The following is a 14567-nucleotide window of genomic DNA, read 5'->3' on the forward strand; positions in this document are numbered from 1 at the left end:
AAAGCCGCGTCGATAATAAACGCTTCGTAAGGACGACCCCATGCCCCCACTGCGCTCCATCCAAGCCCGCTATACCCTGTTCCTGGTGCTGTTCGTCCTGGTGTTATTTGTGTTGACCGTCGTGGGCATCGGCCAGTTGGTCGCCCCCACGCTGCGTCACACCGAAGAGCAGGTGGTGCTCAACCGCATCGCCGAGGTGGCTGAACAGATCCAGGGCGAGCTGAACAAGGTTCAGTCCCAGCAACGCAGCATTACCCAGACCGTCCCGTTGCTCGACAGCGATGCCATCGACAAGGTCCTGCCTGGCCTGGTCGACCAGTATGGCGAGCTTAAAGTCTTCGGTGGCGGGATCTGGCCGCTGCCTAACCAGCGCACACCGGGGCGCAACAAACACAGCACCTTCTGGCACCGCGACGCCTCGGGCAAATTGGCGGTGAATACCTTCTGGAACAGCGACCCCGCCCCCAACTACTACGACCAGAGCTGGTACAAAGGCGGCCTGGCCTCGCCACGCGGCCAGTGCGCCTGGGCCGCCGCCTACAAGGACGACGCCAGCCAGGAGCCGCGCACCAACTGCGCCATGGCCATCCAGCGCGACGGCGTGCCCTATGGCGTCGCCACCATCGACGTGACCCTGGGCTTTTTCAATGACCTGGTGGCCAGCAAAGAGAAAGACATCGGCGGGCAAATGCTGATCGTCGAAGGCGACGGCAAGATCATCAGCAACAGCACGCGTATCAGCAGCCCGGTGGTGCTCAAGAACATCAGCGAACTCACCGGCACCTCCGCGTTCGCCGCCCAGGTCAGCAAAGCCCTGGCCCAACGCGACCAGGCGCTGCAACGCAGCGAGTTCGACAACCAGGGCGTGGCCAGCACCTTTTATATGCGCCCGATCGCAGGCACACCGTGGTTCCTTGCCACCGCCCTGCCTACCGCGTTGATTACCGCCCAGCGCGATGACGTTCTCGGCACCCTGGCCCTGTTGCAAATCCCCATGGTGCTGTTGCTGGTGCTGCTCGCCGCGTATGCGATCCGTCAACTGGTGCAGCGCATGAAGTCGCTGAAAACCAATATCGACGCACTGTCCACCGGCGATGCCGACCTTACGCGACGCATCACCATTCGCGCTGAAGACGAACTGGGTGCCATCGGCCACTCGGTAAACCGCTTTATCGTCTACCTGCAGAACATGATTGGCGAAGTCACCCAAGCAACCGGCGCCATGTCGTCGAGCCTTGAGCAACTGCAGCGGACCTCGGCGCACACCAACCAGATCCTGGTGCGGCATGCCTCGGAAACCGACCAGACGGTCACCGCCATCACCGAGATGAGCTCCACCGCTGACACCGTCGCGCAAAACGCCGCCGAAACCGCCGCGTTCACCCAGCGTGCCAATGAGCATGCCGACCGTTCCCGCGTCGTCGTGGGTGAAGCGTCCAACAGCGTCAGCGCCTTGATTGGCGAAGTGTCCAGCGCCACCCACAGCGTGGAAAACATGCGCCAGGACGCGGCGCGCATTACCGAAACCCTTGGCGTAATCGGTGCGATCGCCGGCCAGACCAACCTGCTCGCCCTTAACGCCGCCATCGAAGCTGCGCGCGCAGGCGAGCAGGGTCGTGGATTTGCAGTAGTGGCCGACGAGGTCCGCGCGCTCGCCGCACGCACTCAGGCCAGCACCTCGCAGATCAACGAAATGCTCACGCGCCTGACTGCCGGCGTCAGCTCCTCGGTAGCGGCCATGGAAAACACCCAGGCCAGCTGCCAGTCGGCGGCGGATGCCACGGCGCGGGTGAACACCGGCCTGGATGAAATGGCCGGCTCTGTCAGCCACATCAACAACCTCAGCACCCAGATCGCCACGGCGGCCGAGCAGCAAAGCGCGGTAACCGAGGAGATCAACCGAAGCATGGTGCAGATCCGACAAATGGTCGAAGAGCTGGTGCAGAGCGGCCATGCCACCGAAACCAACACGCAAAGCCTGTTGGATGCGAATGGTCGGGTAATCGCGCTGATGGGTCGATTCAAAGTGCGCTGATAAACGGCTGAAACACTCCCGTGCAATGTGCGGGAGTGGGACTATTCTGACAGCTCCTAGTCGCAACACAGGAGGTGTGCCATGCGAGCTGCCGAGCAGGCGGTCCGTTTGGAGCGGATCAGTCAGGAACGCTTTATCAAGGCCCCCATCGATGCTGTCTATGACTATGTGACCCAACCGGATCGCTGGCACGAATGGCATCCCACATCCCTCAGTGCCGATACCGGCACCACCGGCTCACTGCCTGCGGGTGCGCGCTTCACCGAGTTCATCGACTTGCTGGGGATCCGCGTCCCCATGAGTTACCGTGTGCAGATCGCCCGGCGCCCTCGCGAATTCAAGACGGTGTTCACCTCCCTGGCCGTTGATGGTTCCATCCACTACTTCCTGCTGCCCCATCAGGGCGGCACGCTGTTCAAGCGGGTGCTGACCTACGAGACCGAGCTGCAATTGGCCACCTTGCATGAGCGCATGATCGAGTTGTCGGCCGTCGCCCTCGATCAGCTCAAACACCGGTTGGAAAACCCACCCTTCGTATAATTTGGAAACATTCCCACCGGCCAGGCGCTGGCTTGCCTGCGATGACAGCGTCATGATCGCCGCCATCCCAACGGCCATCTCCTACACGCGAGTTTCTATGAAAACCACATTGCGCCTGGCCCTGCTGTCAGCCCTCTTCACCACTACCCTGGCCCAAGCTGCCGAGCTGATCCCCATCGACGTGCACCGCGACGCCAACTGCGGTTGCTGCAAAAAATGGATCAGCCACCTGCAAAGCAATGGCTTTAAGGTCAATGACCACGTCGAAGCCGACATGAGCGCCGTCAAGCAACGCCTGGGCGTGGCGCCGCGCCTGGGTTCGTGCCACACGGCCGTGATCGACGGCAAGTTCGTCGAAGGCCATGTGCCTGCCGAACAGGTGCTGGCCTTGCGCAAACGTGACGACCTGCTGGGCGTCGCCGCGCCGGGCATGCCCATGGGCTCACCCGGCATGGAAGTCGAAGGCCGCAGCGAGGCCTATCAAGTCATCGGCCTGACCCGCGAGGGCAAAGACGTGGTGGCGGCTGAATACCCGGCGCAATGATCGCGGGCTATCTGGGGTTATTCTTCGCCGCCTTTGGCGCCGCGACACTGCTGCCACTGCAATCGGAAGCCGTGCTGGTGGGCTTGCTGCTCAGCGGGCATTACAGCCTGTGGCTGTTGCTGGGCATTGCCACGCTGGGCAATGTGCTGGGCTCGGTGGTGAACTGGTGGCTGGGGCGCTGGGTTGAGCACTTCAAGACACGACGCTGGTTTCCCGTCAGCGACAAACAGTTGGACAAGGCTCGCAATCATTACGAGCGCTGGGGGCATTGGACGCTGTTGCTCAGTTGGGTGCCGATCATTGGCGACCCGCTGACCCTGGTGGCTGGGGTGATGCGCGAGCCGTTATGGCGATTCCTATTGCTGGTGACCCTGGCCAAAAGCGTGCGTTATGGCGTCCTGGCTGCCGTGGCGTTGCAATGGGTGTTAATCCCCACTTAATCGTCTCGCAACAGCATCCGAGCACCCTTCTCGGAGCCCTGCCAATGCCCCTGACCCGCGCTTTTTGCATCGCCAGCCTGCTCGCCGCCACCGCCGCCCCGGCATTCGCCGCTACGTACGGTCCCGAGCTGCAAGGCTTTGAATACCCCTACCCGCTTCAGCATTTCGAATTTCAATCCCAAGGCGCGTCCCTGCAGATGGGTTATATGGATGTGCCCGCCAAAGGGCAGGCCAACGGCCGCAGCGTGGTGCTGATGCATGGCAAGAACTTCTGCGGCGCCACCTGGGAAAGCTCGATCAAGGCCCTCAGCGACGCCGGTTACCGGGTGATCGCGCCGGACCAGATCGGCTTCTGCAGTTCCAGCAAGCCCGACCATTATCAATACAGCTTCCAACAGTTGGCGACCAACACCCATCAGCTGCTGGAAAAGCTCGGCATTCAAAAGGCCACCGTCATCGGCCATTCAACCGGTGGCATGCTCGCCACGCGTTACGCGCTGATGTTTCCCGAGCAGACCGAGCAGCTTGGCTTGGTAAACCCCATCGGCCTGGAAGACTGGAAGGCACTGGGGGTGCCCTCCCTCACCGTCGACCAATGGTATGCGCGTGAGCTGAAAGTCAATGCCGACGGCATTCGAAACTACCAGCTCAACACCTACTACGTCGGGCGCTGGAAGCCCGAGTACGAGCGTTGGGTGGACATGTACGCCGGTCTGAGCAACGGTCCGGGGCATACGCGGGTCGCATGGAACTCAGCGTTGATTTACGACATGATCTTCACCCAGCCGGTGTACTACGAGTTCAAGAACCTGCAGATGCCCACGCTGCTGCTGATCGGCACGTCGGACAACACTGCCATTGGCAAAGACGTCGCGCCGCCGGCGGTCAAGGCCAAGCTTGGTGACTATGCCGTGCTGGGCAAACAAGTGGCCCAATTGATTCCTCATGCAACCCTGGTGGAATTCCCGGGCCTGGGGCATGCACCGCAGATGGAGGAACCGGCCCGGTTTCACACGGCGCTGTTGCAGGGCTTGAACGCGCTTTAATCCAACCTTTAACGAGGCACTCGTGAATGTCGGTACAGATCGCAGTCATTGATGATTGGCAGCATGTGGCCAGTGACGTGGTGAATTGGTCGGTGCTAGAGGCCGTGGGCCAGGTGCATTTCCTGCACGACTACCCGACGGACACCGCCACCATGATCGAGCGTTTGAAGGGTTTCGAGGTGATTTGCGTGATGCGCGAACGCTCGACCTTCGACAAGGCCCTGCTGCAAGGTTTGCCGAAGCTCAAGCTGCTGGTGACCGGCGGCATGCGCAACGCAGCCATTGACCTACCGGCTGCCAGGGCGCTGGGCATCACGGTATGCGGCACCGACAGCTATAAACACGCAGCACCGGAGTTGACCTGGGCGCTGATCATGGCCTCTACGCGCAACCTGCTGGCCGAGGCCAACGCCTTGCGTGCAGGCCACTGGCAGGTTGGCCTGGGTGGCGATCTGTACGGCAAAACCCTGGGGGTTCTCGGCCTGGGCAGCATTGGCCAGAAAGTGGCGAAGTTTGCCCAGGTGTTCGGCATGCGGGTAATTGCCTGGAGCGAAAACCTTACGCCAGAACGTGCGGCGGAATCGGGCGTGACCTGGGTCAGCAAGCAAGCCCTGTTTGAACAGGCAGATATTCTTACCGTGCACCTCGTGCTCAGTGACCGCAGCCGGGGGCTGGTGGATGCCGAGGCGCTGGGGTGGATGAAACCGAGCGCTCGCCTGGTTAACACCGCCCGTGGGCCGATTGTGGATGAGTCGGCGCTGGTGCAGGCCTTGGAAAGCGGTCGCCTGGCAGGAGCGGCGCTGGATGTGTATACCGAGGAACCCTTGCCGGTGGACCACCCGTTCCGTCGCCTGCCAAACGTACTGGCCACGCCCCATGTGGGGTATGTGAGCGAACAGAATTATCGGCAGTTCTACGCGCAGATGATCGAAGACATTCAAGCGTGGGCGAACGGCGCGCCCATTCGCGTGCTGGGCTGACGCACCAATCAGGAGCGTGCGCCCCATGGTGTGATTGCCATAACGCCCCCTGTAGGAGCGAGCGTGCTCGCGGAAAGCCCGAGAGCACCGCGTTCTACCTGATGCGCAGTGGCGCCGCGATGGTTTTCGCGAGCACGCTCGCGCCTGCGGCTTAAAGGCCGAATTCAAAGCAGCATATCGTTACAAGTATTTTGTCCTACAAAATCTTCGTAGAAACCCTACGGGCTCTAGGATATGTCCTAGACTGATGACCGATGGGTCCGTTCCAAAACAAAAACCCCGCAAAAAATCGAAACTTTCCAACTCTGCCGTAGGTCCAGTTTTAAGGTAGGCGAGCACGCGTGATTCACGCGAAATGCCCGTCCATCCAATCTTTTTTGGCTAACCGTGCAACTGGCATACGCCTTGCCAGTTTGTACAGTGCTTGCGCGCCTGGCCGCAGGATGCGGTCATCGGAGCTAGTGGCAGCGGGCCATTAGCCGACCAACATGTGGGAGAGAAATATGATCAGTGCCGCTGTAAATATTCAGGGAGAGCGTGTCAGTCAGCCGGTAGGGGGACCTTCGCTGGTCGACCTGCCCACCACTGTGCGGCCGATCGTGAGTCAGAATCCTAATCGCAAGAAAGTCCTGTTCGTGACCTCCGAATTCGCCGACCTGGTAAAGACCGGCGGCCTGGGCGATGTGTCCGCGGCCCTGCCCCGCGCCATGGCCCACCTGCACGATGTGCGGGTGCTGATTCCGGGCTACCCGCAGGTGATGGAAAGCGATAACCCGATCCATATCATCGGTGAGCTGGGTGGCCACGCCGCGCTGCCACCCTGCAAGATCGGGCGAATGGACCTCAAGGACGGCCTGGTCATCTATGTACTGATCTGCCCCGAGTTGTATGAGCGCGAAGGCACGCCCTACGGCGCCAACAACGGCCGCGACTGGCCGGACAACCACATTCGTTTCGCCCGCCTGGGCCTGGCCGCCGCCGACATGGCCGCTAACCTTGCGCAGATCCACTGGTGCCCGGACCTGGTGCACGCCCACGACTGGCCCGCTGGCCTGGCGCCGGCGTATATGCACTGGCGTGGGTCACGCACGCCGACGCTGTTCACCATTCATAACCTGGCCTACCAAGGCGTGATCAGCCTGGCCTCCACGCCGGAACTGGGCATTCCGCCCCACGCCCTGCAGCAGGAGGGCATGGAGTTCTACGGCAAGATGTCGTACCTCAAGGCCGGCATGGCGTACTCCAGCCACATCACCACGGTGAGCGCCACCTACGCCCGGGAAATCACCACCCCTGAATTTGGCTGCGGCCTGGATGGCTTTCTGGCCAGCAAGACCCAGCAAGGCTTGCTCAGCGGCATTCCCAACGGCATTGAAGACAGCTGGGAAACCTCCACCGACCCGCACCTGACCCACAACTTCAACATAGGCGACTGGGAGGGCAAAGCGGTCAACGCCGCTCAAGTGCGCGAGCTGTTTGGCCTGAGTGAATCCACCGGCCCACTGTTCGCCGTGGTCTCACGCCTGGTGTTCCAGAAAGGCCTGGACCTGACTGAAGCCGTTGCCAGCTTTATTGTCGAGCAAGGTGGGCAGATCGCGATCATCGGTCGCGGCGAACCGGAAGAAGAGAATGCCATGCGTGAACTGGCGCTGCGCTTTCCCGGCCAGATCGGTGTGCGCATCGGCTTCAACGAGACCGATGCCCGGCGCATGTTCGCCGGCAGTGACTTCCTGCTGATGCCGTCGCGCTACGAGCCGTGCGGCCTGAGCCAAATGTATGCCCAGCGCTTCGGTTCGCTGCCCGTCGCGCGCAATACCGGTGGCTTGGCTGACACCATCGAAAATGGCGTGACCGGTTTTCTGTTCAATGAATCCACGGTCGACAGCTACAAAGAAGCCTTGAGCCGCGCGTTCAAGGTGTTTGCCTACCCTGGCCTGCTCAATGCCATGCGCTGCCGGGCGATGACACAACCGTTCAATTGGAGCCAGGCGGTGGAACCCTACGCCGAACTGTATGAGCAACTGGTGGCTAAAGCACTGGGGAAATCCGCTAAATAACCAACGGGAGGTCTCTATAGATGCCGTTACGGACTCTGGAAACCTGGCCCCACGGCGCAATCATGCTGGACGCGCAACACACGCGTTTTGCCTTGTGGGCGCCAGACGCGTTTTATGTCAGCGTTGAATTGGAAAACTGCAAGTCCGTCGCCATGCTGCCCCAGGCAGAAGGCTGGTTTGAAACTGAAGTAGCGTGCCCGGCGGGCACGCGCTACCGCTTCAATATCGACGGGGAAATGGATGTACCCGACCCTGCCTCCAGGGCCCAGGCCTCGGATGTACACGGTTGGAGCGTGGTGGTCGATCCCCTCGCCTATCAATGGCGTCACAGCCAGTGGCAAGGCCGCCCCTGGCACGAGGCCGTCATTTATGAGCTGCACGTCGGCGCGATGGGCGGCTATGCCGGTGTCGAGAAACATCTGCCACGCTTGGCCGAGCTGGGCGTGACTGCCATTGAATTGATGCCGCTGGCGCAATTTCCCGGTGAACGCAACTGGGGTTACGACGGCGTCCTGCCCTACGCGCCCCAAGCCTCCTACGGCACGCCCGACCAACTCAAGCACCTGATCGACAGTGCCCACGAACATGGCCTGGCGGTAATCCTCGACGTCGTTTACAACCACTTCGGCCCCGACGGTAACTACCTTGGCCAATACGCCAAAGGCTTCTTCCAGGAAGACGTTCACACGCCCTGGGGCGCGGGTATCGACTTCGATCGGCGTGAAGTACGGGACTTCTTCCTGGATAACGCCTTGATGTGGCTGCTCGAATATCGTTTCGACGGCCTGCGCCTGGACGCCGTACACGCCATCGATAACCCGGACTTTCTCAAACAACTGGCTCACCGCGTTCGTGAGCAAGTCGACACGGGCCGACACGTCTGGCTGATGCTGGAAAACGAACTTAATCAAGCCAGCCTCCTGCAGCACGATTTTGACGCGCAATGGAATGATGACTTTCATAACGTCCTACACGTACTGCTGACCGGCGAAACCGACGCCTATTACAGCGACTTTGCCCAGGCGCCTACCGCCAAACTGGCGCGCTGCCTGGGCGAAGGCTTTATCTACCAGGGCCATACCACTCGCCATGGCCATGAACGCGGCGAACCCAGCGGGCACCTGCCGCCGAGCGCGTTTGTGGCGTTTTTGCAGAATCATGACCAGATCGGCAACCGTGCCCTGGGCGAGCGCCTGCATCAACTATGCTCGCCCCAGGCGTTAGAGGCGGCGACGGCCCTGCTGCTGCTCTCACCCATGATCCCGCTGATGTTCATGGGCGACGAAGTCAACGCCAGCGAGCCCTTCCTGTTTTTTACCGACCACCATGGCGAACTGGCGGAAGCCGTACGCGAAGGCCGTCGTAACGAGTTCGCCGACTTCGCCGCGTTCCATGACCCGCAGCGACGTGAACGCATCCCTGATCCCAATGCGCTGGCGACTTTCCAGCAGTCGGCCCCGACCTTTGCAGACCATCCACACGCCCAGCTCTACCGCCAACTGCTGAACCTGCGCCACCACCACATCGTGCCGCACGTGCCGGGCAGCCTCGCGCTGGGCGCGCAGGTGCTGGCCGACGGTGCCGTCAGCGCGCGCTGGCGCCTGGGTAATGGCAGTCTGCTGCAGATCGACCTCAACCTGAGTGCCACGCCGCTGGATCATCCGGCCGCGGGGCCTGTCCTTTTCGAAACGCCTGCCAACCTCGGTGCCCACCTGCCGCCGTACAGCGCACGCGTTACCCTATCCCCTGTTGGAGAGCACCCTTGAGCGAAGCGAACCTGGAAATCCTCGCCAGCCGAGCGGGACTGGCCGTCGATTGGATCGACGCAAACGGCCGCCCGCAACGTGTAAAACCCGACGCCCTGCGCGCCGTTCTCAAAGGTCTGGGCCACCCGGCCGACAGCGATGCCGAGGTCGACGCCAGCCTGCTCGAACTGGAACGAGCGCAACAAGACACACACCTGCCGCCGCTGATGACCATCGACAGCGGCGAAGGCCTGGACCTGGCCCGCTACTTTGAACCCGACACCCTGTGTCGAGTCAGCCTCGAAGACGGCGAAACCCTGGATCTGCGCCTCGATGGCGACGCGGTGCTGCCGGGCGTCATCGCACTCGGTTATCACCAGGTGCATATCGCCGAACAGACCTTCACCTTGGCCGTCGCGCCTACCCATTGCTACAGCGTGGCCGAGGCCGTCGACAGCCGCCCGGCCCGCGCCTGGGGCCTCAGCGCGCAACTGTATAGCTTGCGCCGCCTGGGCGATGGCGGGTTTGGCGACACCCTGGCCCTGGAACACCTGGCCCGTTCGGCCGCCGAGCGCGGTGCCGATGCCCTGGCGATCAGCCCAATGCACGCAATGTTCAGCGCCGACACCGAGCGCTACAGCCCGTATTCGCCGTCGAGTCGTTTGTTCCTCAACAGTTTGTACGCCTCGCCGGGCTGCATCCTGGGTGAGCGCGAAGTGCGCAATGCCATCGACGCTTTAGGCCTGACGGATGAGCTGCACGACCTGGAACAACACACCCTAATCGACTGGCCCACGGCCGCCAAGGCCAAGCAACGCCTGCTGCGGGCGCTGTATGAGGACTTCCGCCACGGCCAGCATCCACAACACGCCGACTTCTTGAGTTTCCGCCAGGCCGGTGGTGAAGCGCTGGAAAACCACTGTCGCTTCGAAGCCGTGCAAGCGGCGCGTGCCGCCAAAGGTGAAGACCTCGACTGGCGCCACTGGCCCGAAGACTGGCGCAACCCGCAGAGCCCGGCGCTGGTCGCTTTCGCCGCAGCAAACGCGGATGAGATCGGCTATTTCGCCTTCAGCCAGTGGCTGATCGCCCGCTGCCTGGAACGTGCGCAACAAGCTGCCCGCGGCAGTGGCATGGGCGTCGGCTTGATTGCAGACCTGGCCGTGGGCGCTGACGGCGGTGGCAGCCAGGCCTGGAGTCGCCAGGACGAATTGCTTGCGAATCTGACCGTGGGCGCGCCACCCGATATCCTCAACCGTGCCGGCCAAGGCTGGGGCATCTCCGCGTTCTCCCCAGAAGGGCTTAAGCGCCATGGTTTCCGTGCATTTATCGAAATGCTGCGCGCCAACTTCGCCCATGCCGGTGGCTTGCGCATCGACCATGTGATGGGCCTGCAACGCCTATGGGTGATCCCCATGGGTGCCTCGCCGCGTGAAGGCGCCTACCTGTATTACCCAGTGGACGACCTGCTGCGCCTGCTGGCCTTGGAATCCCACCGCCACCACGCGATCGTGCTCGGAGAAGACTTGGGCACTGTACCGGACGGCCTGCGCGAAAAGCTTATCGCGCGCTCGATCCTGGGTATGCGCGTGTTGTTGTTCGAGCAAAACCACGACGGGCAGTTCAAGCCGATCCTCGACTGGCCGGACAATGCCCTGGCCACCACCAGCACCCATGACCTGCCGACCCTCAACGGTTGGTGGCACAGCCGTGATATCGACTGGAACGTCCAGCTTGGCCTGATCGATGCGCCCACCGTGGAGCAATGGAGCGAACACCGCCTGCGCGAACGCCAGGCGCTGCGCCAGGCCTTGAGCCAGGACCCGCAGAACTTCGTCGAAGAAATCCGCAATGAAACCGACCATATGATCGACGCCAGCGTGCGTTACCTCGGCCATACCCGCGCCCCGCTGGTGCTATTGCCACTGGAGGACGCCCTCGGCGTGGAGGAACAGGCCAACCTCCCCGGCACCACCGACACCCACCCTAATTGGCGCCGCCGCCTGCCGGGCGAGGCGTCAAGCCTGCTCGACAATGCCGGCGCAGCACGCCGCCTCGAACTGCTGGCCGTCGCGCGCAACCAAGCCTACGAGCGTGACCGATGAAAGCACTGCCCCTGCGCGCTACCCAGCGCCTGCAATTCCATAAAGGTTTCACCCTGGACGACGCGGTGCCGCTGGTGCCCTACTTCGCCCGCCTTGGCATCAGCCACCTGTACGCTTCACCGCTGCTCAGCGCCCGCGCCGGTTCCATGCATGGCTACGACGTGGTCGACCCCACCCGCGTGAACCCGGAATTGGGAGGCGAAGCCGCCTTGCGTCGTCTGGTCGCCGCGTTGCGTGAACACGGGATGGGCCTGATCCTCGATATCGTCTCCAACCATATGGCGGTGGGTGGTGCGGATAATCCCTGGTGGCTGGACCTGTTGGAATGGGGGCGCATGAGCCCCTACAGCGAGTTCTTCGATATCCAGTGGCACTCGCCCGACCCGCTGCTCAAAGGCCAGTTACTGATGCCGTTTCTTGGCAGCGATTACGGCGAAGCCTTGCAGAACGGCACCGTGAGCCTGCAGTTTGATGCGACCCACGGCGCGTTCTACGTTGAGCATTACGAACATCGTTTTCCGATATGCCCACGGGATTACGCGACGATCCTGGGTAACGATGAATTACTCAGGCCGTTGTCCGACCGCTTCAGCGCCCTGGCCTACCAGGACGATGCTTACCACGAAGCCGCCTGGCTCAAACAGGCACTGGCCGAACGGGCCACTGAAGAACCCGTACGCCAGGCCATCGAGGCGCAGCTGGCGACGTTCGACTTCGACCGCCTGCATAATCTGCTCGAACAACAGGCCTATCGCCTCGCCAGCTGGCGCACCGCAGCCGACGATATCAACTGGCGACGCTTCTTCGATGTCAACGAGTTGGGCGGCTTGCGCGTAGAGCGCACCGCGGTATTTGAAGCCACTCATGGCAAGATCTTTGAACTGATCAGCGAAGGCCTGGTGGATGGCCTGCGCATCGACCATATCGACGGCCTCGCCGACCCGCGCGGGTATTGCCGCAAACTGCGCCGCCGGGTGGATTCGCTGGCGCCGGACCGGCATTTGCCGATCTTCGTGGAGAAGATCCTCGGCGAAGGCGAAACCCTGCGCACCGATTGGCAAGTGGACGGCACTACCGGTTACGAGTTCATGAACCAGCTGTCCCTGCTGCAACATCACCCGGACGGCTTCGAGCCTTTGGCCCAATTGTGGACCCGTCACAGTGAACGGCCTGCGGCGTTCATCGAAGAAGCGCGGCTGGCGCGCCAGCAAATCCTCAACGGCTCCCTAGGCGGCGACTTTGAAAGCGTGGCACAAGCCCTGCTGCAAGTGGCCCGCGACGATGTGATGACGCGCGACCTGACACTAGGTGCCATCCGCCGTGCCTTGCAGGAACTGATTGTGCATTTCCCGGTGTACCGCACCTACATCAGCGCGCGTGGGCGCAGCGCTGCTGACGACACGCTATTCAAGCAAGCCATGGACGGCGCACGCACAACCCTGGGCGAAGGCGACTGGCCGGTGCTCGACCACCTGGAAAAATGGCTGGGCGGTGAGCCCTGGCGAAATCGCCCGGTGGGCCGTGAACGCAAGATCCTCAAGCATGCTTGTGTGCGCTTCCAGCAATTGACTTCTCCCGCTGCCGCCAAGGCCGTGGAAGACACCGCGTTCTATCGCTCGGCGGTACTGCTGTCGCGCAACGACGTGGGCTTCAGCACGGAACAGTTCAGCGCGCCATTGAGCGACTTTCATGCGGTCAACCAGCAGCGCCTGCAGACTTTTCCCGACAACCTGCTGGCCACTGCCACCCATGACCACAAGCGCGGCGAAGACACTCGCGCACGCCTGGCGGTGTTGAGTGAATGCGCGCCGTGGTACGTCGAACAGGTGGAGCATTGGCGCACCCTCGCCGCGCCGTTGCGTACCGATGCAAGCACGCCGTCGGCCGGCGACGAATTGATCCTCTATCAGGTCCTGCTGGGCAGTTGGCCGCTGGATCAGGGCGCTGACTTTGCAGCCTACCAGCAGCGCCTGTGGCAGTGGCAACAAAAAGCCCTGCGCGAAGCCAAGTTGCAAAGCAGCTGGAGCGCGCCCAACGAGGCCTATGAACAAGGCGTCGAAGCGTTCCTTTCACGGCTGCTGCTAAGCGAGGACGGCCGCGCTCTACGGACCGCCATCGGCAATGCCGCTCAAGCGATCGCCCCTGCCGGTGCGCTGAATGGCCTGGCGCAATCCTTGCTTCGTCTCACCGTGCCAGGTGTACCGGACCTGTACCAGGGCGTTGAGTTCTGGGATTTCAGCCTGGTAGACCCGGACAACCGTCGCCCGGTGGATTTCAGTGCACGGCAAGAGGCGCTGGCTACCCCTGCGGATATCGGCGAACTGTTGTTCAACTGGCGTGACGGGCGTATCAAACAGGCGCTGATTGCTCAGGTGTTGGCCGTGCGCATGGCCCATCCCGAGCTGTTCCGCAGCGCCACCTACACACCGCTGGAAGTGGTCGGCAAATACGCCGAGCGGGTGGTCGCCTTTTGTCGCGAACACCAGGGCAAACGCTTGCTGGTGGTGGTGCCACGTTGGCCCCATGACCTGCTTGAAAACGGTGTGCATCCCCAGATCAATGCGCAGGTTTGGGGCGATACACGGGTGAAATTACCGTTCGCCGCGACAACTCAAAACTGGAAGGGACTTTTTCATACAGGCGCAGTCACACCAGACAAGGAGCTGTTGGTTAGCGCTGCCCTGGGGGATTTCCCGGTCAATGTCTTTATCAATCCTGATGATCAAGAAAGCTGAAAATTTTCTGTGAGGAGCATTGTGATGAGTACTGAAGACAAACGCATACGCGAACTGGCGCATCAGATCTGGGAGTCCGAAGGCAAACCCCATGGTGAAGATGCGCGGCACTGGGAGATGGCGCGCAAACTGGCGGAGGCCGAAGCGCTGACGCCGAGCAAGCCCAAGGCAGCCGTCAAACCCAAGGCTGGCGCCCCCAAGCCGCCGGCAAAAGCCAAGCCCGCGACGGCCGCGGCCAGCAAGCCGGCGCCACCGGCCGCTAAAAAGCCAGCCGCGCCGAAAAAGCCCAAGCCTTGACCCCTCACCTCTTGCCGACGCTGTCGGCAAGAGGTGATTTCAACTA

The 14567-nt window shown here is 62.0% G+C and carries 11 protein-coding genes; all 11 read left to right on the forward strand.

What is annotated here, in order from left to right:
• Positions 1–40 precede the first annotated feature (40 nt).
• The 11 genes from AB4N92_RS27115 (at position 41) to AB4N92_RS27165 (ending at position 14521) form a co-directional block, all read left to right on the forward strand.
• Positions 41–2035: a methyl-accepting chemotaxis protein gene (locus tag AB4N92_RS27115; RefSeq protein WP_236267071.1), complete on the forward strand. Its 1995-nt coding sequence runs from the start codon at positions 41–43 to the stop codon at positions 2033–2035.
• Between the two features lie 81 nt (positions 2036–2116).
• Positions 2117–2575 (forward strand): SRPBCC family protein, encoded by a 459-nt coding sequence (locus tag AB4N92_RS27120; protein ID WP_236267070.1) that lies wholly within the window; start codon positions 2117–2119, stop codon positions 2573–2575.
• Between the two features lie 97 nt (positions 2576–2672).
• Positions 2673–3119 carry a DUF411 domain-containing protein gene (locus AB4N92_RS27125; RefSeq protein ID WP_236267069.1) on the forward strand — a complete coding sequence of 149 codons (447 nt, stop codon included), beginning with the start codon at positions 2673–2675 and terminating at the stop codon, positions 3117–3119.
• Positions 3116–3559, forward strand: a complete 444-nt coding sequence (locus AB4N92_RS27130; protein WP_010210225.1) for a YqaA family protein — start codon at positions 3116–3118, stop codon at positions 3557–3559. Before AB4N92_RS27125 ends, AB4N92_RS27130 begins: the two co-directional genes overlap by 4 nt.
• A 44-nt stretch (positions 3560–3603) precedes the next feature.
• The gene (locus AB4N92_RS27135; protein ID WP_198729573.1) at positions 3604–4605 is read left to right on the forward strand and encodes an alpha/beta fold hydrolase; all 1002 of its coding nucleotides are present in this window, start codon (positions 3604–3606) and stop codon (positions 4603–4605) included.
• A 26-nt stretch (positions 4606–4631) separates the two neighbouring features.
• Positions 4632–5585 carry a D-2-hydroxyacid dehydrogenase family protein gene (locus AB4N92_RS27140; protein ID WP_021493041.1) on the forward strand — a complete coding sequence of 318 codons (954 nt, stop codon included), beginning with the start codon at positions 4632–4634 and terminating at the stop codon, positions 5583–5585.
• 503 nt (positions 5586–6088) lie between these two features.
• Positions 6089–7642 carry a glycogen synthase GlgA gene (glgA, locus tag AB4N92_RS27145; protein ID WP_010210217.1) on the forward strand — a complete coding sequence of 518 codons (1554 nt, stop codon included), beginning with the start codon at positions 6089–6091 and terminating at the stop codon, positions 7640–7642.
• Between the two features lie 20 nt (positions 7643–7662).
• Positions 7663–9408, forward strand: a complete 1746-nt coding sequence (gene treZ / locus AB4N92_RS27150) for a malto-oligosyltrehalose trehalohydrolase (protein WP_460128768.1) — start codon at positions 7663–7665, stop codon at positions 9406–9408.
• Positions 9405–11489, forward strand: a complete 2085-nt coding sequence (gene malQ, locus AB4N92_RS27155; RefSeq protein WP_010210215.1) for a 4-alpha-glucanotransferase — start codon at positions 9405–9407, stop codon at positions 11487–11489. The genes treZ and malQ overlap by 4 nt, the downstream gene beginning before the upstream one ends.
• Positions 11486–14224: a malto-oligosyltrehalose synthase gene (locus AB4N92_RS27160; protein WP_236267067.1), complete on the forward strand. Its 2739-nt coding sequence runs from the start codon at positions 11486–11488 to the stop codon at positions 14222–14224. The genes malQ and AB4N92_RS27160 overlap by 4 nt, the downstream gene beginning before the upstream one ends.
• Before the next feature lie 24 nt (positions 14225–14248).
• Complete coding sequence (locus tag AB4N92_RS27165) at positions 14249–14521, forward strand: DUF2934 domain-containing protein (RefSeq protein ID WP_010210212.1); 273 nt, start codon at positions 14249–14251, stop codon at positions 14519–14521.
• Positions 14522–14567 lie beyond the last annotated feature (46 nt).

The sequence above is a fragment of the Pseudomonas sp. S3_A09 genome, from assembly GCF_054668065.1.